Origin of the sequence: Coleofasciculus sp. H7-2, assembly GCF_042747725.1 — a bacterium.
GTDB lineage: Bacteria > Cyanobacteriota > Cyanobacteriia > Cyanobacteriales > FACHB-T130 > FACHB-T130.
This window is the reverse complement of the sequence record NZ_JBHZGO010000108.1, coordinates 66,635-89,146: the sequence shown is the minus strand read 5'-3', so window position 1 is coordinate 89,146 and position 22,512 is coordinate 66,635. Positions and strand designations below refer to the sequence as shown.

Here is a 22,512-nt window from a genome sequence, read left to right as displayed (position 1 = left end):
GCGTCTTCTCCAACCCTATCCTGCAAGGAAACAGAAGTAATTCTCTGCCTTTATTTCAAGGGAAACAAGCTGGGGGTGAGATTTTCCAGATGCAAGAGATGAGACAATCAAACTGATTGATGCTGACGCAGCGCTACAGAATTCAGTTCGGGCAGAGACAGAATTCAGTTCGGGCAGAGAAGTTGTATCCCTGATTGCACGCCTTGTCGTTAAGGCTGCAACGCCAGTGCGTACCCGTTCCCCGGCACTGGTTCGTTCTCGAATCCACTGTTTCGTCATGGCTAGCAGCGATCGCAGGAGAGAGATTTAGTATCGCCTCCCTCTTAGGATTCCCAGATCAAAAGCGTGACTAACACTCACGCAGACAAAAACGCGCTAGATTCGTTCCCCAATAGCTAGCTTTTTGAAGCAGACTGGGGCGATTAGAGCGATCGCGCACAAGCGTTAGTATTTGTCAGCGTGGTGTTGAACCGACAATTTTTTTAATTGCCTCTACGTCGATATCAAATTTTTGGGTAATTTTTTCAATGACTTGGGATTCTTCTGGCGTCACTGCGCTATCTAGTTGGGAGATTGTATAGCACTGAGCTAACAGCGGCAACGCATAGTCCCGATTGAGTTGATCCAGAAGCGTATCTAAAGGCTGTTGTCGATTAATGTTATTGGCGATCGCCTCTAGAGAAGTTGGGCTAAGTTTGGCAGCTTGTAACGACGGTAAAATATCTTCCCAAGATTTGCCAGGATGACTCGCCACGATGATATGAACCAGAATCCGATCCATAATCGCTTGTTGCGCGATCGCACTTTCCAAATACTTCTCGCTTGCCGCCTGAGACTCTACCAGCTTTTCCATCGATGCCTGAGAATGCAGCTGTGCCTCATAAAAGCGACAAGCCGCATACCCCAGCGCATAGATCATCGTCGCATTCGCGCTAGCACCGATCGCCGCACCCGCCACTGGCGTCGCTTTCAATAAACCCAAACCCGCCTTGATTGCACGAGAACCGCCCAAGGACAAACCAAAGATTCCCAGCACTTCACCCTTACGGGCAGGATCTTTCAAATCTAATCCATAAGCCGCCGCAATCTGATAAACCATTTCTGACTGCAATAGCGTCGTTGCCGCCAAATCAACCGTCAGCAACGCCAATGCCGCTCCCGGCAACAAGCCAGTCGCCAGCCCCATTCCGCCACCATAAATTGCTTTCTCAACCATCAGACGATGGGCAATCTGATTCGGTTTTTCGTCGGGATACTTTTGCTGTAGCTTTTTAACATCAGCTTCAGCTTTTACGACATCAACTTGATTGATAATCCCCAGCAACCAATTCGTGGGTAACGCCCTAGTAACGTGCCGCAAAAATGCGTTGTCACCCACAAAAGTCACTGCACGCCCTGCGCCTTGCGTGGTTTGTTCAATCAATTTTTGCGCTTGTTTCGCCGCCGCTTGCGCTACCCCAGTAGTCGTCGTCGCCACAGCTTTGCCTGTCTGGTAGGCAGTGTTCCCAACTGCCATCCCGACTCCGGCTGCTGTTTTCACCACTGCTTGCCCAGCAGTGGCAACTGAATCGAAGAACGATGGCTTCTTGACATCCGTGGACTGCGTTAAAGACTTTTCCGCTTTGTCTGTTTCTGGGTCAGAAGTTGAGGAGTTTGCTTCCGTCTCTTTTTCAGACACTATTCCCGGTTTGTCATCCATCGTTTAATTCCTAGTGCCAGGTAGTCTTATTTTTCAGCATATCTTGCTCAAGTTATATTTTGCCTATATCGGGGGAAAGAAAAACCCTTAGTTGCTATCTTGTTGGATTGCTAATTGCCCACTTTGTCAATAACTAATGACTAATAACTATTGACTTTGAATGACTTCTTCTATCAAATCAGGCTCCTGTTTAGGCACCTTGCCATCAAGTAATGCACTGACAGTCATATCGCCCATTACATTAATTGCAGTGCGACAGCGATCGAGGAACCAATCCACCGTCACCAGCAAGGCGATGTATTGAGTAGGCAAACCAACCGCCGTGAAAACCAGCGTCATCGTCACTAGCCCCGCTTCTGGAATGCCCGCTGCGCCTACGGAGGCAACGATGGATGTCAGCACGACGATCAACTGCTGTGGGAGACTCAGAGGAATGTTCAGCACTTGGGCAACAAACAAAGCAGACATGGCTTCATAGAGTGCTGTGCCGTCGTTGTTGAAGTTGCTACCGACTAAAGCCCCCAGCGATGCGGAAGATTCCCTTAAGCCCACTTTTTCCTGCAAAACTCGAAAAGTGATCGGCATTGTCACCGTCGAGGAAGCGGTTGAGAAGGCGGTGAGGAAAGCATCAGATCCTCCAGCTAGAAAGCGTTGCGGACTCACCCACGAGCCGAAGAACACCCGGCTAAGATAGTAGCAGGCTTGCAATAACAGCGCCACCAGCACCGCCACGATGAACGCAGCCAGAGATTTAAACGGTGCGAAGCCTTGAAGGGCAACAGTTTTAGCAACAATCCCGAAGACTGCCAGTGGCACTAGGGCAATCACCCAGCCCAGAACGCGAATGACTGCCTCGAATAAAAATGTAATCCCGTGTTCGGCGGCTAGATATTCCGTTTTCCCTTGAGCTACCTGCTCTGTTTTCAAGGCACGCAAGACGATTCCAAAGCTCAGGGCGACGACAATCAGTTGGATAACATTGTTCTCGACCAAAGGCTGGAGGATAGAAGCAGGCACGCTATCTTGCAGGAGTCCCCAGGGGTCGAGTGTCTTGGTGACTTCGGCAGTGCTTGGGGGTGCAACAAGACCTCCCCATCTGCCCGGTTGCACGACATTGGCGACTAAAAGACCAATCAGGATGGCTACGACAGTATTGGTTAACAACAGAACTGCCAAACGGCGACCTGACCTGCCGGGGATACTGGCGGTGAGGAAGGTATGCAGCACTGCCAGCAGAATCAGCGGTGTGGCGAGGGCTTTGAGCGCCTTTAATACCAAGTTGCAAGGAATTGCCAGGTTATTGATCGCGGCGACATTTTGAGGAGCGGGGTTCCCAGCACCTAGCAACATCCCCAAGCCTACGCCTAGAATCAGGGCAATTAATATTTGAAAGTAGAGTGGGATACGCTTCCAGATGGGACGGGCTTTACTTTCAGACGTTTTTGTGCTAGCTGTTTCAGCCATATTTAAATCCCTTTCAGGGATTTAGCGGATTGGGCAGGTCTTAGCCCTCTAATATACTCTGCTGCGAGCGGATCGACAGATGAACTCAATCGCGCCAGCAACCCTTAAATCTCTCTTAAGCGATCGCGCTCTATCGCCTAAGAGAGATTGCTGGCGCGATCGCCCGTCTATCGTCCTAACCGGGTGCGAGGCAGATTGGCAGCAGGAGACACCTGCAAAATCCGGCTGTCTAGCTTGCGAACCACATCTCCTACCTGCACCGCTGGCTGTTTACCATTGACGTACATCACCGCTGTTAACGCTCCTGTCGAATTTCGGCGAAAAGCAGCGATATCCATCCGCACGGGTTGCTCTTGTATCTTCAGAGCCAGCGTCATGCCACCCGAAGCATTCCCCAGGTTATTCAGTTCCGGCAGGGGTTTGTATTCCACAACTTCTAGTCCCTGGTATGCTTTGAGTCTCTCCCGCAGTAGGCTCAACATCTGTTGTTGCTTCTGAGGGTTCTGCATTTCTTGCAGACCCGCATCAAACTTAGCTTGTTCGGGCTGATTTGGCATATTTCCAGTGAAGCCCAAGACGATTTGGAAGTTCTCTGGATTAACGAAAGCAAAGAAGTTCTCCGGCTTCATGTTCGCTTGCGTTAGCTGTTGTCTGAGAACATCCAATTTGGAGGCAATCTCGACGGCTACATCGGGTGGGAGTTCCTGAAACCCAGCAGGCAAATCTTCTAAAGTCAGCTTCACATCAGATGACGCTGGTTGAGTTGTCGGTGCTTGGGTAGGTGCTGGTGCGGATGGGGCGACTTTTGGTTCTGGGGCTGGTGTTTGGACAGGTGCTTCTTGGGCAACAATAAGGGGAGTGGCGAACGTAGATTGAAAAGAGCCACCAACCCAAAGAGCGCCGGTTAATAGGCTAAGTGTCAAAGTTACTTTTTTTAGCACAGGCTGAATTTTACGCTGATTTCAAAAGGGAGCAGGCAAATTGATCGTCAATTACCAGGATAGGCGAACCACCGCCAGAACTTATTGGGAATCCCCGCCCAATGCTGACTCGCTTTCGCCGTAAAATCTTAAAATAACTTCAATTTTGCCCAGCCTGCTTCAATTTCATGTCCATCTAAGACCCCAGAATTACTATGCCCATCGGCTATCTTGCTCTTGTTCTCCATGCCCACCTGCCCTTCGTGCGGCATCCTGAAAGTGACTACGTTCTGGAAGAAGAGTGGCTGTTTGAAGCCATCACCGAAACCTACATTCCTCTGCTGCACGTATTTGAAGGCTTAAAGCGGGACGGCATTGACTTCAAGATCACCATGAGCATGACACCGCCTTTGGTGTCGATGCTGCGCGATCCGCTACTGCAAGAGCGCTACGATGACCACTTAGCGAAACTGGAAGAACTCGTTGAACTAGAAGTTGAGCATAACGCGAATAACGGTCATATTCGCTATCTCGCCGAACATTACGTTCATGAATTTAGCGGGATTCGCCAAACCTGGGAACGCCATAACCGCGACTTGGTAACGGCATTTAAGCAATTTTTAGATAGTAACAACCTGGAGATCATCACCTGCGGCGCAACGCACGGCTACCTGCCGCTGATGAAGATGTATCCTCAGGCAGTCTGGGCACAAATTCAGGTAGCAGTAGAACACTACGAGCAAAGCTTTGGGCGTCCTCCCAAAGGGATTTGGTTGCCGGAATGCGCCTACTATGAAGGGTTAGAACGAATGCTCGCCGATGCGGGCTTGCGCTACTTCCTGACCGATGGACATGGCATTCTCTACGCCCGTCCTCGTCCCCGCTTTGGCTCTTACGCTCCGATCTTTACAGAAACCGGAGTTGCTGCCTTTGGTCGAGATCACGAGTCTTCCCAGCAGGTTTGGTCTTCGGAAGTAGGCTATCCCGGTGCGGCGGAATATCGGGAATTTTACAAAGATTTGGGCTGGGAAGCGGAATACGAATACATTAAGCCCTACATCATGCCCAACGGTCAGCGGAAGAATACGGGCATCAAATATCACAAGATTACTGGGCGCGGTTTGGGGTTGGGCGATAAGCAACTTTACGATCCCTATTGGGCGCGGGAAAAGGCGGCTGAACACGCCGCAAATTTCACGTATAACCGAGAGCGGCAAGTTGAGCATTTGCACCAGATGATGCAGCGTCCGCCAATCATCGTTTCGCCCTACGATGCGGAATTGTTTGGTCACTGGTGGTACGAAGGTCCTTGGTTTATCGATTATCTGTTCCGCAAGTCTTGGTATGACCAAGGCACGTATCAGATGACGCATTTGGCTGATTATTTACAAGGGAATCCGATGCAGCAAGTCTGCCGTCCTTCTCAGTCGAGTTGGGGTTATAAAGGCTTCCACGAGTATTGGCTGAATGAGACGAATGCTTGGATTTACCCGCACTTGCATAAGGCAGCAGAGCGGATGATCGAGCTGGGGCGGCGGGAACCCGCAGATGAGCTGGAGTGGAAAGCTCTCAATCAAGCGGCGCGGGAAGTGCTGCTGGCACAATCTTCTGACTGGGCGTTTATTATGCGGACGGGAACGATGGTGCCTTATGCGGTGAGAAGAACGCGATCGCACTTGATGCGCTTCCACAAACTCTACGACGATATCAAAGATGGCAAAATCGACAGCGGTTGGCTGGAAAAAGTGGAGGAAATTGACAACATCTTCCCCGAAATCAACTATCGCGTCTATCGACCCCTTTAATTCAATTAAAAATTAAAAATTAAAAATTAAAAATTGGTTTTTAATTTTTAATTACCAGGGGCTGCCCACTAAGGTAAAGGCAGCCCAATAGTAGGGGTGCGATAAATCCACGTTTTGAATTCCTGCCAGTTCTGGCGGCAGAGATATCTTCCCACTGGAACTGTACAACTGACCATCTTGCAGGTGTACCTTCCCTTGCAACATCCCTATCTGAGCTTGCCTGAGCGCCTCTGCTTTAATGGGGGCAGTTTTCAGTTGCTGATAAAACTCTGTCATCAGTCCCAAGGTTCCTTCATCGCTGACAGACCACAAACTAGCGACAGCAGACTTAGCTCCAGACTGAACGGCTAACCCCGCAAAGCCTAATTCTGCTTGTTCATCGCCGAGAGCAGTTCTACAAGCACTCAGCACTAACAGTTCCACGGGTGGAGAGTTCCATTGTAATTGCCGCATCTTATCCAGTGTCAGTTTCACGTCCCATAACTGAACGTAGGAGTTGCTCGGTTCTCCCGGCTCGAAGAAGGCATGGGTTGCTAGGTGAATAATTTTATAGGGTTCTGAGGCGCGTTGCGATTGCAGATTAGCCAGGGTGAATTGTTGGTTTAAGAAGAATTTACCCTGCCCTAGCTTTTGCGCGATCGCAGATAACTCCACTGGCACCGCAGGCAAGGGATTTTGCTCCTTGAATTTTGACGCACCCATTGCTAGAACTTGCGAATTCTTCAGAGAGACATAGAGGGTATCTGTCAGTTTGAAAGCAGGAATGCGCCCAATACTATACTTTTCCACCAGAAACTTTTGCCCATCATGGAATGCTGCTAGTGGAATAGTACGCAGACCAACACCCATACAAAAGATCAGCGTGTCTATCTTATTTTTTTTCAAATCTGTCTCCAGTGGCGCAACAATCCACCGATATAACTGCTGCGCTGCTGGCAGATAGCGGGTACTATTCCGCTGTTTGGGATCTACGATATTTTCTCTAAACTTTGTCACTTCTTTGAGCAGGACTTCACTCTTCGCACCCGGAAGCGAAGAGTGAATCGGTTGATTCCCCGGAGTAATCAACACCAGTTCTAGTTGTTTTGCTCTAGGAACTACATAAATTAGAGCAGGCTTTTTACCAGTTTGAACCGCAATTTTGCCTAGAGTATCGGCGACATCCTTTGCTGTAATTGACTCGTCGGAGAAATTTATCCGAAAGTAATCTTCATATTGTTTTTCCCACGTTTGTTCAATTTGCGGCACTATCTCCGTCAAATTTTCTCGATCGAAAGCGTTGTCTAATTTGGTGGGGGTAGCAACTTGTGCCAGAAGAATATTCTGTTCCACACCGGAGAGGGTAGCAGTAATATCGGGTGTTGGGATGATTGCTTGTGCCTGCACCCGTTCTATGCTGATTCCCGCCAAGTGCAGTACTGCTAGCAACAAGCTAACACCACTCACGATTGATTTCATAGGGGCCTCGCTAATTTTAAGATGGCTGGAGAGATTAAGCTTAGGCGATGCACTTCAATAATAGATAGTGTTAGCGCATATTCCTTCGAGTAACCGCAAAGGCAGCCAAAGTTCTACCATTTGGCAGCATTTCAATTGTAAAAATTTACATAGAACCCCCTCTATAGCAATCCTATTTGAGTTGTGAGATACCAGCGGTTCAGATCCCCGACTTCTTAGAGAAGTCGGGGATCTCGCCTTCACGAATCATTTAGGATTGCTATATGCCCTCTTTAAGCAGGGGAAGTAGGATTTCTCCTTCCCTTAACCCCCTCTATTCCCTCGCTTTTTGGAGGGAAGTAGATGCCACTCTCCGGGACACGGCATTGCCGTGTCCCTACTCTCATCCTGCTTCATTCCAGGTTGAGTTTGAAAGAAAACCGTGTAGATTATTAATCTATTGCCGAACAATTTGATGCAATTGCTCCGCTTCATCCAAGATTTTATCCATTCCTGATTCTGCAATGCCCTTGACGTAGTTAATTTTGATTTCCTCTAACATATCTATAAGTAAAGATTCGATTTCCTGAAGATTGTGCTTTTTCTGTAATTCCCCCTCTAAAGCTTTTCCAAAATTATCAATTAAACGAGTCGTTAGTTCTGAGGCAACTGGATCTTCAACCGCTTTTAGGGCGTTATTGTAAGCGGTTTGAGAGAAATTTTTAGCAAAATTTTCACTAATCTGGCTAGGTAAACGACTCAAACCCGGAACATTTTGGAATTGTTGAAAAACCGGAAATTGCTTGAGAGTACTTTCCAGACTGTGATGCACTAAAGCTTCTAAATCAGGCTGAATTTGGGGGAGAACATTATGGACACTGAGGTTAATCAGGCGAATTGCGATCGCTTGCAGCTCATTGGTGTTATTAATATTGATATAGGGGCGGCGATTTCCAGGATGAAACAGCCAGCGTGCTAGATCGCCTCGTTGAATTGCTCCTTGCATTTGGTTAATTACCTGTATGCCCATAATTTCAGTCAATTCTTCAGCGAAATTAGCCACAAAATCATGGTTAATTTGCTGCCGTACAGGTTCAAGATTTAGTAATTCAGATTGATAGAGGCGAATCGTTACCGGAATGACTCGCAACCACCGCCAAAAGGGTAGCAGCAAAAACAGATCGTACCATCGCCGCAGCATTCCTTGTAGCCAGCTAAAGTCAGGATATTGGCGACTGATATAGAAAGTGCGAACCAAAAATTCTAGAGCAAATAAAATTGTAAACGGTAAGTCAATCAACCAGAATTTATCAAAAAATTTCCCATTTATTCCCAAACTGCGATAGTAGTTAGTCTGAATCAGGGGGCGAGTTTCTGTATTAAAAAAATTGAGTTCTTGCTGCCAACCTGCTTGGAAAAGATAAGCTTGACTCCAAAATTCATTAAAGGCTTGATGAGCCGATTCTTTACTCACGCGATCGCGCAGTTGATTCTTAATTTTTTCTAAAGAACCGCTTTTCTTCGCCAACGCAAACGGATTATCCTCAATCATTTCATTACTGCGGCTACGCAAGTCCTGTAGCAAGCTTTCTACCTCTGCCGACTCTAGTCCAGTCTGCATCACTTGCTGTTCCAGTTCGTTCACCCGATTGAGATAAGCCTGCGTTTCTCGATGCAGTTCAATTCCTTTAATGGGATCGTACATCTGAATGAGACTGGGAATTTCCCGAAGGTAGAAATCACGCCAGGGTATGTAACTTAGGTCAAACAACACTAAAGCAAAGTTGATCGTGGCAATGATTGCCATCAATCTCTCAAACCAGCGGTAGCGGCGGACTGGAAGCTTTCTGATAGCGAGTTTTGATTCCATAAGTCTGTGAAGTGAGTCTATTCCTTAAAAAAGTATGGAATTCTCTGTAAAAACTCGCAATCTATACTAAGCAAGTTGACGAATTGGTAATACTTTGGCTGCAATCAGGCAAGACCAATCCGGTTCGCTGGCTTTAATTATACTTAGAATTTCTCATAAAACCGCGATGATTGAGTGGTTAGGGGAAACCGCAACCATCGCGCTAAAAAAGAGAATTGTTATGATTCAGTGGTAGTCTACGGGAAGGGCTGTTCGCATGAAGGGGTATGCCACAATGATTGTGTTTTTGGTTATTCCAGTTTTCGACACAGCCAAATTAAGCGTCTGAGACGAGACGGAAGTGACGATCGTCACAAACCCGGACAACGATTGTCACATTTGGGCACCCCTTTCATCACAAGACTCCATTAATCAATCGCTCATATTGGAGAGATACGCAATTTTTCAGCCAGATATTAAGTGAGGAGAAGGCTATGAAAATTATCTTAACAATTCGGTGGTTAATTCAAATAATTGTTTTGCAATTTATTACTCTTAGCGTAGCATCGTTACTGCTGCTTTGGTTTGCCAGATCCGGCTGGTAAGCGGTATCCTGCTATTACTCTGTCGCCGAGTCTAGAATGGACTTAGTAACGATTTCCTTTCGCCAAATATGGGCACCACTCTAGGCACACTTTTAGTTTTCTTTTGCGTTCTAGCCATTTCTGGATTTAAACTAGACCGAGAATATGAACGCGGCGTTATCTTTCGACTCGGTAGAACAAAGGGCGTTATGGGGCCAGGGATGTATTGGATTATTCCCTGGATCGATCAAAAAATGCAGATCGATGTCCGCACCAAAACGGTTAATATTGAACCCCAAGAAACCGTTACGGCGGACAGCGTTACGATTAAAGTTAATGCGGTTCTCTATTACCGAATTCTTGACCCGTCAAAGGCTATCAATCGGGTTGAAAATTACAATATGGCGGTTTACCAAATCGCATTGACGACTTTACGGAATGTGGTTGGTCAAAATCTTCTGGATGATGTCTTACAAAGCCGGGATAAGATTAACGTCAAAGTCCAAGAAATTGTCGATGAAATCACAGAACCGTGGGGGATTGTGATTGAACGGGTGGAAATGAAAGACGTGGAAATTCCCCTGGCGATGCAACGGGCAATGGCAAAAGAAGCGGAAGCAATTCGAGAAAAACGAGCCAGGATCATTAAAGCGGCGGCGGAACAGGAAGCATCGATTAAGCTAGCAGAAGCTTCGCAAGTGATTATGAAGAACCCCGCTGTATTGGAGTTGCGGCGTCTACAAATGCTGACAGAAATTGGGGCAGAAAATAACACGACGACGGTGATTATGATGCCGTCCGATATCATGCAAGTAGCAAAGAATTTGACCGCAGGGATCTCGAATGGCAATCAAGCCGAGGTACGTCCTTTTGAACCAGAGGTAATTTTTACCGAGAAGCCAGTTCTGGATGACGCCCTCTAAGTCCTGTCATTAGCTGCAAAGCATAGGTTTTAAGGGGAGGAATTCGCCGCAGCATCCATAAACCGAAGCGGCGTATTGCCACGACTGGCAACCAATTATTAGAAAACATCCGATCTAGGAAATCGGTAAAACCTAAAATTGTCAGGTTTTCTTGTTTACGCCAGCGTTCGTAGCGTTTAAGTACCTGTATATCGCCGATATCTTCCCCTAAATTATGGGCAGATTGTAAAACTTGGGCGATCGCTGCTGCGTCCCGAATCCCCAAATTCATGCCTTGTCCCGCCACCGGATGGCAACAATGGGCAGCATCGCCAATCAGGGCGAGTCGGGGAAGCGTGTAGCGATCGCTTTGCATCAATTGCACTGGGAAAACATAGCGATCGCCTTCTAGTTCCAGACGCCCCAACAGCCCAGCCGTGCGACGTTCCAGTTCCGCCAGAAACTCTTTTTCGTCAATTTCCTGCAAAGCTTTCGCTTCTGTATGCGGGGCAGTCCAAACAACCTGGCAGCGGTTCCCCGGTAGCGGCAGAACCCCCATCGGGCCACTAGGCCAAAAGCGTTCGTAGGCAATATTCTGGTGGGATTTTTCCGGTTTAATTGTTGCCACCACACAAGATTGCCAGTAATGCCATCCTTGGGTGCGGATACCAGCGGCTTGGCGGATAGGCGATCGCGCCCCATCTGCTGCTACCAGCAAGCGCGTTCTGATTTTGGATGTTTGCTTCCCCTCATCGCCCCCACTTTTTAAGGGGGGGTTGGGGGGGATCTCCGAGGTTTGGGAAGATTGAATTTTGGAGTGGGGAATCTCTCCTCTCATCACAATTTCTATCTCCACCGCGTCAGCTTGATAGTCTGCACTCACCACTTCCGCCGGACACAGCCAAGACACATTCGGGCAATCTCTCAAGCTATCCTGCAAAGCCGTCAGCAGCACCCGATGTTCCGCCCCATACCCTAGCCTGTCCGTACCTAAATCTTGGGGTAAAAGTTGGACTACACCGGGATAATCAGCGTCAGATAGGCGAATTTGTTGAAATGCATTGATTTGAGGCAATATTTTATCCCAAACACCCATTCCCTCGAAGATACGCCCCGACATTAGGGATATGGCATAAGCGCGTCCGATGGCAACCGCAGCAGACTGGGGCGATCGCTCAATTAACGCTACCCGCAATCCAGAATCCTTTAAGGCACAAGCGAGAGTTGCCCCAATAATTCCACCGCCAGCGATCGCTAAGTCGTAGTCAAAGCCTTGCTGGGTTGCCGATGTCTGCGGCGACGAAATTGTTTGAACTGTCTGTTCCAGCGCCATTGTTAACAAAATTTGTCAAAACAATAAGAATATTTACTCTCATATTGTGACGCGAACAGATGGAGCAATCAAGTTGACAGGCGCGATGTCTAGTAAAAAACCTAATCTCCAGCCCCAACTCTATTAGAGAAGGGGAAACTTTTCTCCTTTCTTGGCGCATTTCTCCCCTTCCCTCGCAGGGGAGAGGTCAACGCCACAGATTACTCTGGATGCAGTTTGGTAGAATAAAATATTACCCCACTAATTGCAAAGCAATTAGCAGGGATTTTATACGAGGAAGCTTGCTAAAGGTTAGGCATCTGAAGAAGCTTCTTCTCTCTTATTGGCGAACCTCTCTAGAAGAGCTGTTTTTAAAATCGGTGCAATGTTTGGGACTGATTTCACACTCTCAATGGGCGCAACTTCAGACTACTTAGCACCCATTTCGATTGCAGCACTACGCATGAAATTAATCCGTTCTTCAAAGTCCAGTTGCTTGATTTTGGCGGTAAATTCGTCGGTTTGTGCGGGCAGTTTATAGTCAGAAGGCACCTGAATGATTTCACCTTTGTCCATACCTTGTGCCAACCGCAGCCACACATCTAGCTTAGAGCTAGAACTTACAGCTTTATAGGCACGGCTAATATCACTATTGGCACCGGAAACGATGTCGCGCTGCGCCTGTAGCTGTTCTTCCTTGGGCAGTGCCAGGATAGCATGGTACAAGGCGGCAGCTTCGTCTTGGGCAGAAGTGGCATTGGCTGGTGTCAGTTGGTCTTTGATGTCGAGGTAGCCGAACCACAGGATGGCAAGCTGAGTATCTGCATCGAAGTTCTGAAAAGTATCTAAGGCTTGTTTGCTGGTTTCGTTGGTTGTAAATGTCATGTATGAATCTCCGATTGTTTTGCTTTAATGACAGCTCAGGAAACTGAGCAACTGAGGCAAGCTTGTTTTGCCGCAATATTAAGATTTAATAAGCTGGCAGCCGGAGATTAACCTTGCTTAAGACAGATATAGCGATCGCGCCTGAAGACAGATGTATGGATGCGCGATCGCTCTTAAAGCAGGGACACAGAGCAATTGCCATTAGCCATTAACTAAACTCTACAGACATCAGCTCATCCGCCATCTCGAAGTTAGCGGTGACATTTTGTACATCATCAAGTCCTTCCAAGGTATCGATCAATTTGAGGAGCGATCGCGCCTGCTGTGGATCGGCGACTTCCACCGTATTATTAGGAATCCAGCGCAGTTCCACCTCAGTGACTTTAAAACCTTTCTCCTTTAAAGTTCGCTCTAAATTCTCCAAATTTGCCACAGACGTAAATATCTCGGCTCCCTGCGTATCCTCCTCCTGTGTCAGCTCGTAGGACTCAGCGCCCCCTTCCAAGGACGCCTCCAATAGCTCCTCTTCCTCAACCGCACCGAGCAGGATACAAACACCTTTTTGCTCAAACATCCACGAGACGCAGCCGGTTTCACCGAGATTACCGCCATTTTTGCTAAAAGCCGCTCTCAAATCAGCGGCGGTACGATTGCGATTATCGGTGAGCGCTTCCAGCAAAATCGCCACCCCGCCGGAACCATAACCTTCGTAGCGAATTTCTTCTAGCTGAGCGCCATCTGCTCCCCAAGTCCCCGCACCTTTAGCGATCGCTCGTTCAATATTCTCATTCGGAATCCCAGCCGCCTTTGCCTTATCAATCGCCGTGCGGAGTTGAAAATTACCTGCTGGGTCTGGTATACCACTCCGAGCTGCCACAATAATAGCGCGAGCTAGCTGGGTGAACGTTTTCCCCTTCACCGCATCCACTCTCGCCTTCTGACGCTTAATATTTGCCCACTTACTATGTCCAGCCATAGACTGAAATCATTTATACGCTCGTCCAAACATAGGATAAACAAAAACCAACCCGTACTTCATACCAACAGGACTTACGCAAAGCTTATACATATAGCGTTCTTGTCGGTTCAATCCCTCTGTGGTTGCCCTCAGATGTGGTGATGTTGCGTAAGTCCTAACCAAGCCTGTCTATTCAATCTTGTTTCTATACCCTGCAAAGTAGCAAATATATGCTGGCGGTTAGAAACCGCGTCTACACAGACAAAACCCGGATGGTGCAAGGGTTTATTCAAAAGTCCGCGCCTGCGGACTTTGTTTATATAGCTGCGAATTCTATTCGCCCAGTTTTACTAACATCATTTCCCGCCAGTAAATGTAACCCCCCGGATAAAATAGCGATTAAAAAAAGCATAAATAGCCAGCGCAGGCAGCGTAAACACCATCGACGCCGCCATAATGTAGTTCCAATAATTGATATATTGCCCCTTAAACGTATTCAATCCCAGCGGCAGGGTAAACATCTCCTTATCCGACAAAATAATCAGCGGCATTAAAAAATTATTCCACGAACCCATAAAAATAAAAATCGCTTGTGCTGCCAAAGCAGGCTTCGCCAAAGGCAGAACAACTTGCAAAAAAGTTTCCCAGCGACTTAATCCATCCAGCGCCGCTGCCTCCTCTAGTTCCTTTGGAAAATTGACAAAAAATTGCCGCATCATAAAAATAAACGTCGCATTCACCGCAGTGGGTATAATCAACCCCTGATAAGTATTCAACCATCCCAAGTATTTTAAAATCAAATAGCTGGGAATCAACGTTACTTGTCCCGGAATCATTAAAACACCTAAAATTACAAAAAATAAAATTTTATTGCCAGGAAACCGTATTCGTGCCAGCGCGTAGCCAGCCATCGAATTAAAGATTAAATTCAATCCGGTAACACAAACAGCAATAAACACGCTGTTAAACAACCACCGCCCAAACAAAGCTTCCTGAATAAAAATCTTCTTGTAGTTATCCAGCGTAAAATGTTCGGGCATAAAATTCATCCCACCCGCCACAATATCTGACAGTGGCTTAAAAGACGCTGAAAGCGCCCAAGCAAACGGTATAACCGTAATCACAGCATACAAAATTAATGCTGCATACAAAATAACTTTGAGCCACCGAGAACGATTCATACAAAATTAAGGTAAATTCTTGAACTATCTGTATAGCAATCCTAATTCATTTGTAAAATATTCTGTATCTCTTGTTTCTCTTTCTTCGTGTCCTTTGCGTTTTTTGCGGTTTGTTAAAAAATATTTCACAATTTCTTCAAGGATTGATCTAGTTATAGAGTAGCCAATTCCCACTTTACGAGTCTAATTTTTCTTCTTGAAAAAAACGCCGTTGAATTAGCGTTGCCACCATAATAACAGCCGCCAGCATCAACGCCAATGCCGCTGCATAGCCCATATCCAACCTCTTAAAAGCATACTGATAAATTAGAAGTACAACCGTTAGTGTTGAGTTATTCGGGCCGCCGGAACCTTTTGAAAAAATATAAGATTGATCGAAAAGTTGAAAGGTGCCAATAACACCCATCACCACAATAAAAAATGTCACCGGCTTGAGCAACGGCAATGTAATATAAATAAATTTTTCCCAATGGCTAGCTCCATCAATTGTCGCCGCTTCATAAAGAGAAGCAGGGATATCTTGCAGAGCTGCTAGATAAATTACCATAAATAAAGGTGCTGTTGCCCAGATATTCATTAACATAATTGCTTTCAATGCTACCGATGGATCTCCTATCCAGTTGTAAGTTGGTAGTCTTAAAAAAGCTAAAAAATTGTTAAGTAGACCATTGGAGTTGTAAATCCACATAAAAATTAAGGTTAATACAGCCGATGAAGTGACAGTCGGCAGAAAGAAAATAATCCGAAACCAGTTTTTTCCTTTGATTTGAGTATTGAGGATTGTGGCTAGAAGTAGCGCCAGTATCGTTTGGATAGGAACAACAATCGCCACATACTCAGCGGTGTTCTGCAAAGCAATCCAGACTTGGGAATCGTCAGCCATTCTGACAAAGCTTTTTAAGCCAATAAATCTATAACTCAGTTCTCCTAAAATTCGTACTTTGTGAAAAGCGATAAAAATAGCATAGGCAATCGGAAGAATAATAAATATTCCCATAATAATTAGTGTAGGAGCCATAAACAAGTAGCCAGCTAAAGCTTGTCTGGTAATTTCCTTCTTCCCAATTTCTCTCAACATTGGCTTCCTCTACTACTCCGCAAATTTTTAATTATTTGGCTGCTAAAATCTCCCGATTGGCTGTATTTTGCGCTTTTAGCATCGCATCTTGCAAAGATTGTTCGCCGATCAAAGCACTAATAAATTGATTATTAAAGTGGGTTAAAATAGTTGGTAAATTTTCCCCAGATTGCCAAATTGTTGCATATTTTGCCCCTTCAACAAATGGAGTATACAGAGAATTTTCAGAATAGTTTAGCTCATTTAAAACGGATTTCCGAGTCGGTATAGCTAATCCTTGACTCGCCCACGCTTTCATCCCTTGCTTCCCAGTTAAGTAAGCAATTAATTTCCAAGCTGCCTCTTTATGCTGGGCTTGTTTATTCATTACATAAGCCACCGTATAAGCCATTGTTCCTTCCTTTTCGTTCACTGGTGGAACTTCAGCGATCGCAAACTCAACTTTGGGAAAAGTTTCTTTCAAAAATGGGATTGCCCAGCTACCTTCTATTGCCATTACGGTTTTACCTTGCCCCAACATTTCGCTACATGAATCAGCACCAACATCTGTAGGCTGGGCGGCAGTTCTCTCTTTTCGATACTGATTTATAAGTAGTTCTAAACCTTTCAGGCTATCTGGAGTAGCGAAGGCAGCGTAGCCATTTCGATCGATTAACTGACCTCCAAATGCTTTAATCATAAAGTATTGACGGGAAAGTTCGGGGATAATACAAAACCCATACCGATCGATTCTTCCATCTCTATTTTTATCGATAGTCAATTTTTGTGAATAATCCCGCAATTCCTCCCAGGTTTGGGGAGGTTGGCTTAAACCAACTTCAGCAAAAGCTTTTTTGTTATAAAAAAGTGCCAGCGTAGCAAAATCTTTAGGCAACCCGTAAATTTTTCCGTTATACCTAAAAGCCTTAAGTAAAGAAGGTTCAAAATCATCTAAGTCAAATTTAGCTGTAATATAAGAGTCTAAGGGTTCCAGTACCTCATACTTCATCAATAAAGGAGCTTCAAAAGAATCTAAATAAAATACATCCGGCGCAGCATCACCAATTAATCTAGTTTTGATAACATCCATGTATTGTTCATTGATGACTTCATACTTTACCTTAATATTGGGATTTTCGGCTTCAAACTTCTTTAGTACCCGATCTAGCAATTGTTGCTCGTTGGGGTTGCTTTGCCATCCGCTCAGCGTAACCGTGGTAAAATTTTCTACGGTACGGGATTTACAAGTGCTTAGGGTGATAATGACCAGCAGTGATAGAAGAAATCTATAAATATTTTTATTCATCAGGCAATTATTTGAAACTGTTAGCTTACAAAAACTGAAGCTTTACTTTAAATCAATAAAGTAGATGTTTTAGTTCAAGCAAGAGAGTTATCAGTGTAAAGAATGGTTACAAAAACAACGTTGCTCAAAAAAATATGATGGCTTTTAGTCGCTCATGGTGAGCATTTTAACGCTGTTTCGGTTCAAAATTGGGCATTCAATTATGTCAGTTGGATTTAACGGGTCTAGTAATTTTTTCCAAAAACTGTGGAGTTTTTTGAGCCGGGGGTTGCTATTAGGCATTGTCCTGTTAGGATTGGCAGGATGTCAGCTACAGCCGGGGCGTTCGGAAGCAGCGGATGTCATCCGACTGACGTTGTGGCAAGGGGTGAATCCGCCGCCGAATCGGGATGTGTTGCAGTCGCTGGTGGACAAGTTCAATCAGGCGCATCCGAATATTCAGGTGGAATCCTTTTATGTGGGACAAGCGGATCAGCAGTTGCCGAAAATTTTGGCAGCGGTGGTGGGAAATGCGCCGCCGGATCTGTTGTGGTTTAACGCGACCCTCACGGGTCAGCTGGTAGAATTGGATGCGATCGCGCCTTTGGAAAATTGGCTGGCGCAATCCCCTGTGCGCGACGAAATTGACCCCGCCTTGTTTGAATCAATGCAGTACGCGGGTCATACTTGGTCGGTGCCGTTTGGGACGAATAATGTAGGAGTTTTTTATCGTCCCAGTTTGTTTAAGGCAGCGGGGATAACCGAGTTGCCCAAAACCTGGGACGAATTGCGGCAAGTTGCTCGTACTTTAACCCGCGATACAAATGGCGACAAGCGCATCGACCAACACGGGATATTTTTGCCTTTGGGAAAGGGAGAATTTGCAGTATTCCTTTGGTTGCCATTTCTGTGGAGTGGCGGCGGTGAGTTGGGGAATACTCAAGGGCAAGAAGCTTCTGCGATCGCTTTAGCCAACAATCAAGGCGCGATCGCTGCCCTTCAATTCTGGCGCAATTTAATTGAAGATGGCTCAACAATTTTGTCTCTACCAGAACGAGGCTATGAGACAGATAACTTCCTTGCCGGAAAAGTAGCAATGCAACTAACCGGCCCTTGGACGCTGGGGCAACTGAAAGCAACTGGCGTTGATTTTGGCGTTTTCCCCATCCCAGCGCAAAAAGAACAAGCTACGGCGACTGGGGGCGAGAATCTGTTTATTTTAAAAACTACCCCGGAACGAGAACAAGCGGCATGGACGTTTGCTGAATATGTTGCGGGAGAAGAATTTCAGACCGAATGGGCGCTTGGTACAGGCTACCTGCCCGTGAATCTGAAGGCGCGACAAAGTGCTAAATATCAAGCCTTTGTCGCCGAACAACCGGCGGTGAAAGTGTTTTTAGAGCAAGCAAAGTATGCGCGATCGCGTCCTATCTTCACAGGTTATAATCGGGTTTCCGAAAATGTAGGCAGAGCGCTGGAATCTGTCTTACTAGGCAAAAGTTCGCCCCAGGAAGCACTTAAAGACGCCCAGCAGCGGCTAGATTTAATTTTTAAATAATTAAACGCTTTCGGTACGCAAAGTTATATAGCATTCCTAACTGATTTGTAAAACTCTCTATTTCTTTTCTCTGCGTCCTTGGCGTCCTCTGCGGTTCGTTAAAAAAACTATTTCACCCCTCTTGGCGTACCGACAAGCGTTTCAAATCTTTGACGCTGGCTACAATCTAGCAGCACAGACAGCGGCTCCAATGAGTCCCACTTGCGGATTTAGCACAATATGCACCGGCATTCTTTCTAATAACGGACTCACGCGACCTTTGTTAAGAAAAGCATGGAGGAAACTGCCTTCTTGAATCAACGGCAGAATTTTAGCAGCGATGCCACCAGCAACGTAAAGACCGCCATAAGGTAATAGTTTGATAGCCAGATTCCCGGCTTCGGCACCGTAAGCTTCCATAAAGATTTGCATTGTTTGTTCGCACAAGCGATCGCGCTTTTCCAGAGCAGCTTTGCCAATAATCGCGGCGGGATCGATCGTCTTGTCTTTCTGCCCGATCTCTTGTTCCCACGTTCTAATAATCTGCCCAATTTCTGGCGATTCCTCAGCAATTTGGCGATCTCTCAGAAACTGGTAAATCGACACAATGCCTAGACCGGAAACCACTCTCTCGACTGAAATTCGCTGAATATTATGCTTATCAAGCAGATATTTCAACAGCTGAAATTCTAACTCCGAGCGAGGCGCAAAGTCAGCGTGTCCGCCTTCCGAAGGGAACACCTTATAGACGTTGGATGCTAAGCGGATTAAAAACCCTTGTCCCAAGCCGGTACCAGCACCAATCACGCCAATTGGCGCATCTTCCTGATGCTTGCCAGTTTGCAAAGTGTACAAGTCTGATTCAGTTAAACCCAGGACACCATAGCCAACGGCGGCGAAATCGTTGATTAAACTAACCGCAGCGATTCCCAATTGTTGCTCCAGCCGTTTGCTATCAAGCGACCAAGATAGATTTGTCAGGATAGAGGTGTTATTGACAACGGGACCTGCGATCGCAAAACAAGCTTTTTCAGGTTTCGGCGTCTCGCCTAGTTGTCCAGCCGCCGCCGTCAAAAACTGCCGCACCATTGGCACCAAATCGGGAAAGTTGCCACTGGGAAAAATCGCCTCATACAGAGTCTGCAATAATGCCCCAGAATCAGACGACACCACCAAGCGCAGAATCGTCTTAGTACCCCCGATATCCCCTGCTAGTAACAATCCCATGACCTTAATTAAACCGGATGACTTTTTCAGTTTGGCTCAAGTGAGAGACATCTCCATTGAGTTCCATCACCCATTCTTCACCATCGCGCACCAGCTTAACCAAACAACATAGTGCCGCATTCACTTCTGTTTTAGCAGTTCCACCGATTAGCCCAAGGGTCGCACCCAGGACGGATGCCCCGTGACCCACCAATAATATATCTTCGGGAAACTCAGCAGCAAGGCGTCTTGCGACTTCCCCAGAGCGTTTCATTGCTTCTTCCCCAGTTTCGGGATAATTCGCTACCACGCGAGAGGTGTAACTGAGGTCAATTTGGGGAAATTGCTCGTGCAATGCTTCCATTGACAATCTTTCAGGCATCGCTGGCATCCAGTGAGGATTTAGCCATTCGCTTAAGCCAGACTCAAGTTTGATTGGTAAATTCAGTTGTGCAACTTGGTGCGCTGTTTGTACCGTTCGCAGGAAGGGTGAGGCAAAAATATGGGCAATCTTTTCTCCCTTCAGGCGTTGCGCTAGTTGTTTGGCTTGCTCCACGCCGTCCTCAGACAGGGGTGGATCGTAGGGACGTTCGGCGGTTAAGAACCAGTCGGGGTTCACGAAGTCGAGGCGGTTGGCGTGTCTTGCAATCCAGACGGTTTGAGTCATGGGTTTATGGGATAATGAGCAAAGAGCAAGCCTGATACCATTTCACCTGAACGTCGCTACAAATAAATTGTTGTCAGTGGCGACCTGCAACAGACGCGATCGCGTCTCTCGTCTTCTACAATCCAAAATCTGAAATCCCAAATCGTATAAGGCTATTGAGTTCGCCATCTCTTGAGCAGTCTGCCAATTTAATATATATATTCTGCAAAGTCAATCTCAGTCGTTTCTCTCAAGTCTTTTAGGCGGAATAGAAAGCCCGGATTCTGCTCAAATTGCCATTGCCGCGTTTTCCTTGGCTTTGCGCCCAAAAAACCGTCCTTCTGCTTAAGAAAATCCCTATTTTTCGGCTTCTGGCGCTCAGACATGATGCAATAATGTAATACCGCGATCGCGTCCCTCACCGATAAGAGCAATTTCTCAATCGGGGTTGCTAACGTTTCGCGATTCCTGTCCTACCCCCGCCTGCCAATGTCGCTGAGTGTCAGTAAGCATCTGCAAGATTTTTCTCATTTTGTTTCTCAAGATGCAATTATCCGAGCGATTCCTGGGTACCCTTTTAATAGCTGATGTTGAAGGAAAAGGCACGGGAACCCCCCTCTTGGGATAGACACGGCTCCTTTCAGAAAGGTTACAATAGTTTACAATTGCGATCGCTATAAATTATCGCTCTGATTCAAGACTCAGCGCTATGAAAACTGCTCAGACCTCTACAGATACCGTCCGTGCTTACTTGCGAGAAATTGGGCGCGTTCCCCTGCTTACTCACGAGCAGGAAATCCTTTATGGGAAACAAGTACAGCGCTTAGCCAGCTTGCAGGAAGTGAAAAATTCACTCTTGTTGCAGTTAGGATACGAGCCAACCGACGAAGCGTGGGCTTCTTCAACTGGGTTGTCAGAGAAAGAATTACAGCAGGCGATCGTATTGGGTGAAATCGCCAAGCGCAAGATGGTCGAAGCCAACTTGCGGCTTGTCGTCTCGGTTGCCAAAAAGTACATCAAACGTAACGTAGACCTCTTGGACTTGATCCAGGAAGGCACAATGGGAATGCAGCGGGGCGTCGAAAAATTTGACCCCACCAAAGGCTACCGATTTTCCACTTATGCTTATTGGTGGATTCGGCAGGCGATCACTCGCGCGATCGCAGAAAAAGGACGTACCATTCGCCTCCCCATTCACATCACCGAAAAACTCAACAAAATCAAAAAAGCTCAGCGCCAACTCGCTCAAAACCTGGGACGAGCTGCTACAGTCGGCGAACTAGCCGCCGAACTAGAATTAACCCCCAAGCAAGTTCGGGAGTACCTAGAACGGGCGCGTCAGCCCCTTTCATTGGATCTGCGCGTCGGAGATAATCAGGATACAGAACTGGTAGAACTACTGGAAGACACCGGACCTTCCCCAGAAGACTTCGCAACTCAATCCTCTCTCCAAGTTGACTTAGAAAAACTAATGTCAGACTTAACGCCTCAACAACGCGAGGTATTAGCACTGCGGTTTGGTTTAGCCGATGGACAAGCCATGACTCTGGCAAAAATTGGCGAACTTCTCAACATCAGCCGGGAACGGGTGCGGCAAATCGAACGGGAAGCCCTCTCCAAGCTTCGCAAGCGCAAAGCCGATATGCGGGAATACATCGCGGCTAGCTAATGGAAGATTGAGGATTGAGGACTGAGTAGCCAGTTTGAAGTTTTGAGTAGGAACTTTCTCAGCCCTTATGAGGTAAAAGAATCCGCCGTTTAAAGTTCGGTTCTGCCCACTGTGAC

The 22,512-nt window shown here is 46.5% G+C and carries 18 protein-coding genes; 4 read left to right on the top strand and 14 right to left on the bottom strand.

The window, feature by feature from the left end:
* Window positions 1–454 precede the first annotated feature (454 nt).
* From ACFW2W_RS23980 to ACFW2W_RS23970, 3 genes are all read right to left on the bottom strand, one after another.
* Window positions 455–1,699, bottom strand: a complete 1,245-nt coding sequence (locus tag ACFW2W_RS23980; RefSeq protein ID WP_378184221.1) for an EcsC family protein — start codon at window positions 1,697–1,699, stop codon at window positions 455–457.
* A gap of 147 nt (window positions 1,700–1,846) precedes the next feature.
* Window positions 1,847–3,163: a dicarboxylate/amino acid:cation symporter gene (locus tag ACFW2W_RS23975; protein WP_378184219.1), complete on the bottom strand. Its 1,317-nt coding sequence runs from the start codon at window positions 3,161–3,163 to the stop codon at window positions 1,847–1,849.
* Window positions 3,164–3,330: 167 nt separating this feature from the next.
* On the bottom strand, window positions 3,331–4,104 hold the full coding sequence (locus tag ACFW2W_RS23970) for a hypothetical protein (RefSeq protein WP_378184217.1): 774 nt from the start codon (window positions 4,102–4,104) through the stop codon (window positions 3,331–3,333).
* Between the two features lie 194 nt (window positions 4,105–4,298).
* Here ACFW2W_RS23970 and ACFW2W_RS23965 point away from each other — a divergent pair, with 194 nt between their 5' ends.
* Complete coding sequence (locus tag ACFW2W_RS23965) at window positions 4,299–5,888, top strand: glycoside hydrolase family 57 protein (RefSeq protein ID WP_378184215.1); 1,590 nt, start codon at window positions 4,299–4,301, stop codon at window positions 5,886–5,888.
* Window positions 5,889–5,939: 51 nt separating this feature from the next.
* On the opposite strand, the gene ACFW2W_RS23960 is transcribed toward ACFW2W_RS23965, so the two are convergent.
* Both ACFW2W_RS23960 and ACFW2W_RS23955 read right to left on the bottom strand, forming a co-directional pair.
* Window positions 5,940–7,346, bottom strand: coding sequence for a CHAT domain-containing protein (locus tag ACFW2W_RS23960; RefSeq protein WP_378184213.1), 1,407 nt, complete (start codon window positions 7,344–7,346; stop codon window positions 5,940–5,942).
* Between the two features lie 436 nt (window positions 7,347–7,782).
* Complete coding sequence (locus ACFW2W_RS23955; protein ID WP_378184211.1) at window positions 7,783–9,195, bottom strand: hypothetical protein; 1,413 nt, start codon at window positions 9,193–9,195, stop codon at window positions 7,783–7,785.
* A gap of 652 nt (window positions 9,196–9,847) precedes the next feature.
* On the opposite strand from ACFW2W_RS23955, the gene ACFW2W_RS23950 reads away from it, so the two are divergent.
* On the top strand, window positions 9,848–10,681 hold the full coding sequence (locus tag ACFW2W_RS23950) for a slipin family protein (RefSeq protein WP_378184209.1): 834 nt from the start codon (window positions 9,848–9,850) through the stop codon (window positions 10,679–10,681).
* Here ACFW2W_RS23950 and ACFW2W_RS23945 read toward each other — a convergent pair.
* The 6 genes from ACFW2W_RS23945 to ACFW2W_RS23920 form a co-directional block, all read right to left on the bottom strand.
* Window positions 10,647–11,993 (bottom strand): FAD-dependent hydroxylase, encoded by a 1,347-nt coding sequence (locus tag ACFW2W_RS23945; protein WP_378184208.1) that lies wholly within the window; start codon window positions 11,991–11,993, stop codon window positions 10,647–10,649. The genes ACFW2W_RS23950 and ACFW2W_RS23945 overlap by 35 nt on opposite strands.
* A 408-nt stretch (window positions 11,994–12,401) precedes the next feature.
* On the bottom strand, window positions 12,402–12,857 hold the full coding sequence (locus tag ACFW2W_RS23940; RefSeq protein ID WP_378184207.1) for an orange carotenoid protein N-terminal domain-containing protein: 456 nt from the start codon (window positions 12,855–12,857) through the stop codon (window positions 12,402–12,404).
* Window positions 12,858–13,065: 208 nt separating this feature from the next.
* Entirely contained in the window at window positions 13,066–13,833 is a 768-nt protein-coding gene (locus tag ACFW2W_RS23935) for a YebC/PmpR family DNA-binding transcriptional regulator (protein WP_378184205.1), read from the bottom strand.
* A 338-nt stretch (window positions 13,834–14,171) separates the two neighbouring features.
* Window positions 14,172–14,996, bottom strand: coding sequence for a carbohydrate ABC transporter permease (locus ACFW2W_RS23930; RefSeq protein WP_378184203.1), 825 nt, complete (start codon window positions 14,994–14,996; stop codon window positions 14,172–14,174).
* A gap of 175 nt (window positions 14,997–15,171) precedes the next feature.
* Window positions 15,172–16,074 (bottom strand): carbohydrate ABC transporter permease, encoded by a 903-nt coding sequence (locus tag ACFW2W_RS23925; RefSeq protein WP_378184201.1) that lies wholly within the window; start codon window positions 16,072–16,074, stop codon window positions 15,172–15,174.
* A 31-nt stretch (window positions 16,075–16,105) separates the two neighbouring features.
* Window positions 16,106–17,359 carry an ABC transporter substrate-binding protein gene (locus ACFW2W_RS23920; RefSeq protein ID WP_378184199.1) on the bottom strand — a complete coding sequence of 418 codons (1,254 nt, stop codon included), beginning with the start codon at window positions 17,357–17,359 and terminating at the stop codon, window positions 16,106–16,108.
* A 202-nt stretch (window positions 17,360–17,561) separates the two neighbouring features.
* Here ACFW2W_RS23920 and ACFW2W_RS23915 point away from each other — a divergent pair, with 202 nt between their 5' ends.
* A complete protein-coding gene (locus ACFW2W_RS23915) occupies window positions 17,562–18,896 on the top strand; it encodes an ABC transporter substrate-binding protein (protein WP_378184197.1) in 1,335 nt (444 codons plus the stop codon).
* 159 nt (window positions 18,897–19,055) lie between these two features.
* Here the strand turns inward: ACFW2W_RS23915 and ACFW2W_RS23910 are convergent, their stop codons facing one another.
* From ACFW2W_RS23910 to ACFW2W_RS23900, 3 genes are read right to left on the bottom strand one after another with little or no spacing between them, the layout of a single operon-like run.
* The gene (locus ACFW2W_RS23910) at window positions 19,056–20,102 is read right to left on the bottom strand and encodes a glucokinase (RefSeq protein ID WP_378184195.1); all 1,047 of its coding nucleotides are present in this window, start codon (window positions 20,100–20,102) and stop codon (window positions 19,056–19,058) included.
* Between the two features lie 4 nt (window positions 20,103–20,106).
* Window positions 20,107–20,748, bottom strand: a complete 642-nt coding sequence (locus ACFW2W_RS23905) for a histidine phosphatase family protein (protein ID WP_378184193.1) — start codon at window positions 20,746–20,748, stop codon at window positions 20,107–20,109.
* A gap of 42 nt (window positions 20,749–20,790) precedes the next feature.
* Window positions 20,791–20,916 carry a hypothetical protein gene (locus tag ACFW2W_RS23900; protein WP_378184191.1) on the bottom strand — a complete coding sequence of 42 codons (126 nt, stop codon included), beginning with the start codon at window positions 20,914–20,916 and terminating at the stop codon, window positions 20,791–20,793.
* A 520-nt stretch (window positions 20,917–21,436) separates the two neighbouring features.
* Here ACFW2W_RS23900 and ACFW2W_RS23895 point away from each other — a divergent pair.
* Window positions 21,437–22,396, top strand: coding sequence for an RNA polymerase sigma factor, RpoD/SigA family (locus ACFW2W_RS23895; RefSeq protein WP_378184189.1), 960 nt, complete (start codon window positions 21,437–21,439; stop codon window positions 22,394–22,396).
* Window positions 22,397–22,512: the final 116 nt, after the last annotated feature.

Coding starts and splice junctions, on each gene's coding strand:
- ACFW2W_RS23960 (WP_378184213.1), bottom strand. CDS start 7,346: ATGAAATCAATCGTGAGTGGTGTTAGCTTGTTGCTAGCAGTACTGCAC.
- ACFW2W_RS23975 (WP_378184219.1), bottom strand. CDS start 3,163: ATGGCTGAAACAGCTAGCACAAAAACGTCTGAAAGTAAAGCCCGTCCC.
- ACFW2W_RS23955 (WP_378184211.1), bottom strand. CDS start 9,195: ATGGAATCAAAACTCGCTATCAGAAAGCTTCCAGTCCGCCGCTACCGC.
- ACFW2W_RS23895 (WP_378184189.1), top strand. CDS start 21,437: ATGAAAACTGCTCAGACCTCTACAGATACCGTCCGTGCTTACTTGCGA.
- ACFW2W_RS23965 (WP_378184215.1), top strand. CDS start 4,299: ATGCCCATCGGCTATCTTGCTCTTGTTCTCCATGCCCACCTGCCCTTC.
- ACFW2W_RS23910 (WP_378184195.1), bottom strand. CDS start 20,102: ATGGGATTGTTACTAGCAGGGGATATCGGGGGTACTAAGACGATTCTG.
- ACFW2W_RS23940 (WP_378184207.1), bottom strand. CDS start 12,857: ATGACATTTACAACCAACGAAACCAGCAAACAAGCCTTAGATACTTTT.
- ACFW2W_RS23905 (WP_378184193.1), bottom strand. CDS start 20,748: ATGACTCAAACCGTCTGGATTGCAAGACACGCCAACCGCCTCGACTTC.
- ACFW2W_RS23900 (WP_378184191.1), bottom strand. CDS start 20,916: ATGGCGAACTCAATAGCCTTATACGATTTGGGATTTCAGATTTTGGAT.
- ACFW2W_RS23980 (WP_378184221.1), bottom strand. CDS start 1,699: ATGGATGACAAACCGGGAATAGTGTCTGAAAAAGAGACGGAAGCAAAC.
- ACFW2W_RS23930 (WP_378184203.1), bottom strand. CDS start 14,996: ATGAATCGTTCTCGGTGGCTCAAAGTTATTTTGTATGCAGCATTAATT.
- ACFW2W_RS23935 (WP_378184205.1), bottom strand. CDS start 13,833: ATGGCTGGACATAGTAAGTGGGCAAATATTAAGCGTCAGAAGGCGAGA.
- ACFW2W_RS23925 (WP_378184201.1), bottom strand. CDS start 16,074: ATGTTGAGAGAAATTGGGAAGAAGGAAATTACCAGACAAGCTTTAGCT.
- ACFW2W_RS23915 (WP_378184197.1), top strand. CDS start 17,562: ATGTCAGTTGGATTTAACGGGTCTAGTAATTTTTTCCAAAAACTGTGG.
- ACFW2W_RS23950 (WP_378184209.1), top strand. CDS start 9,848: ATGGGCACCACTCTAGGCACACTTTTAGTTTTCTTTTGCGTTCTAGCC.
- ACFW2W_RS23920 (WP_378184199.1), bottom strand. CDS start 17,359: ATGAATAAAAATATTTATAGATTTCTTCTATCACTGCTGGTCATTATC.
- ACFW2W_RS23945 (WP_378184208.1), bottom strand. CDS start 11,993: ATGGCGCTGGAACAGACAGTTCAAACAATTTCGTCGCCGCAGACATCG.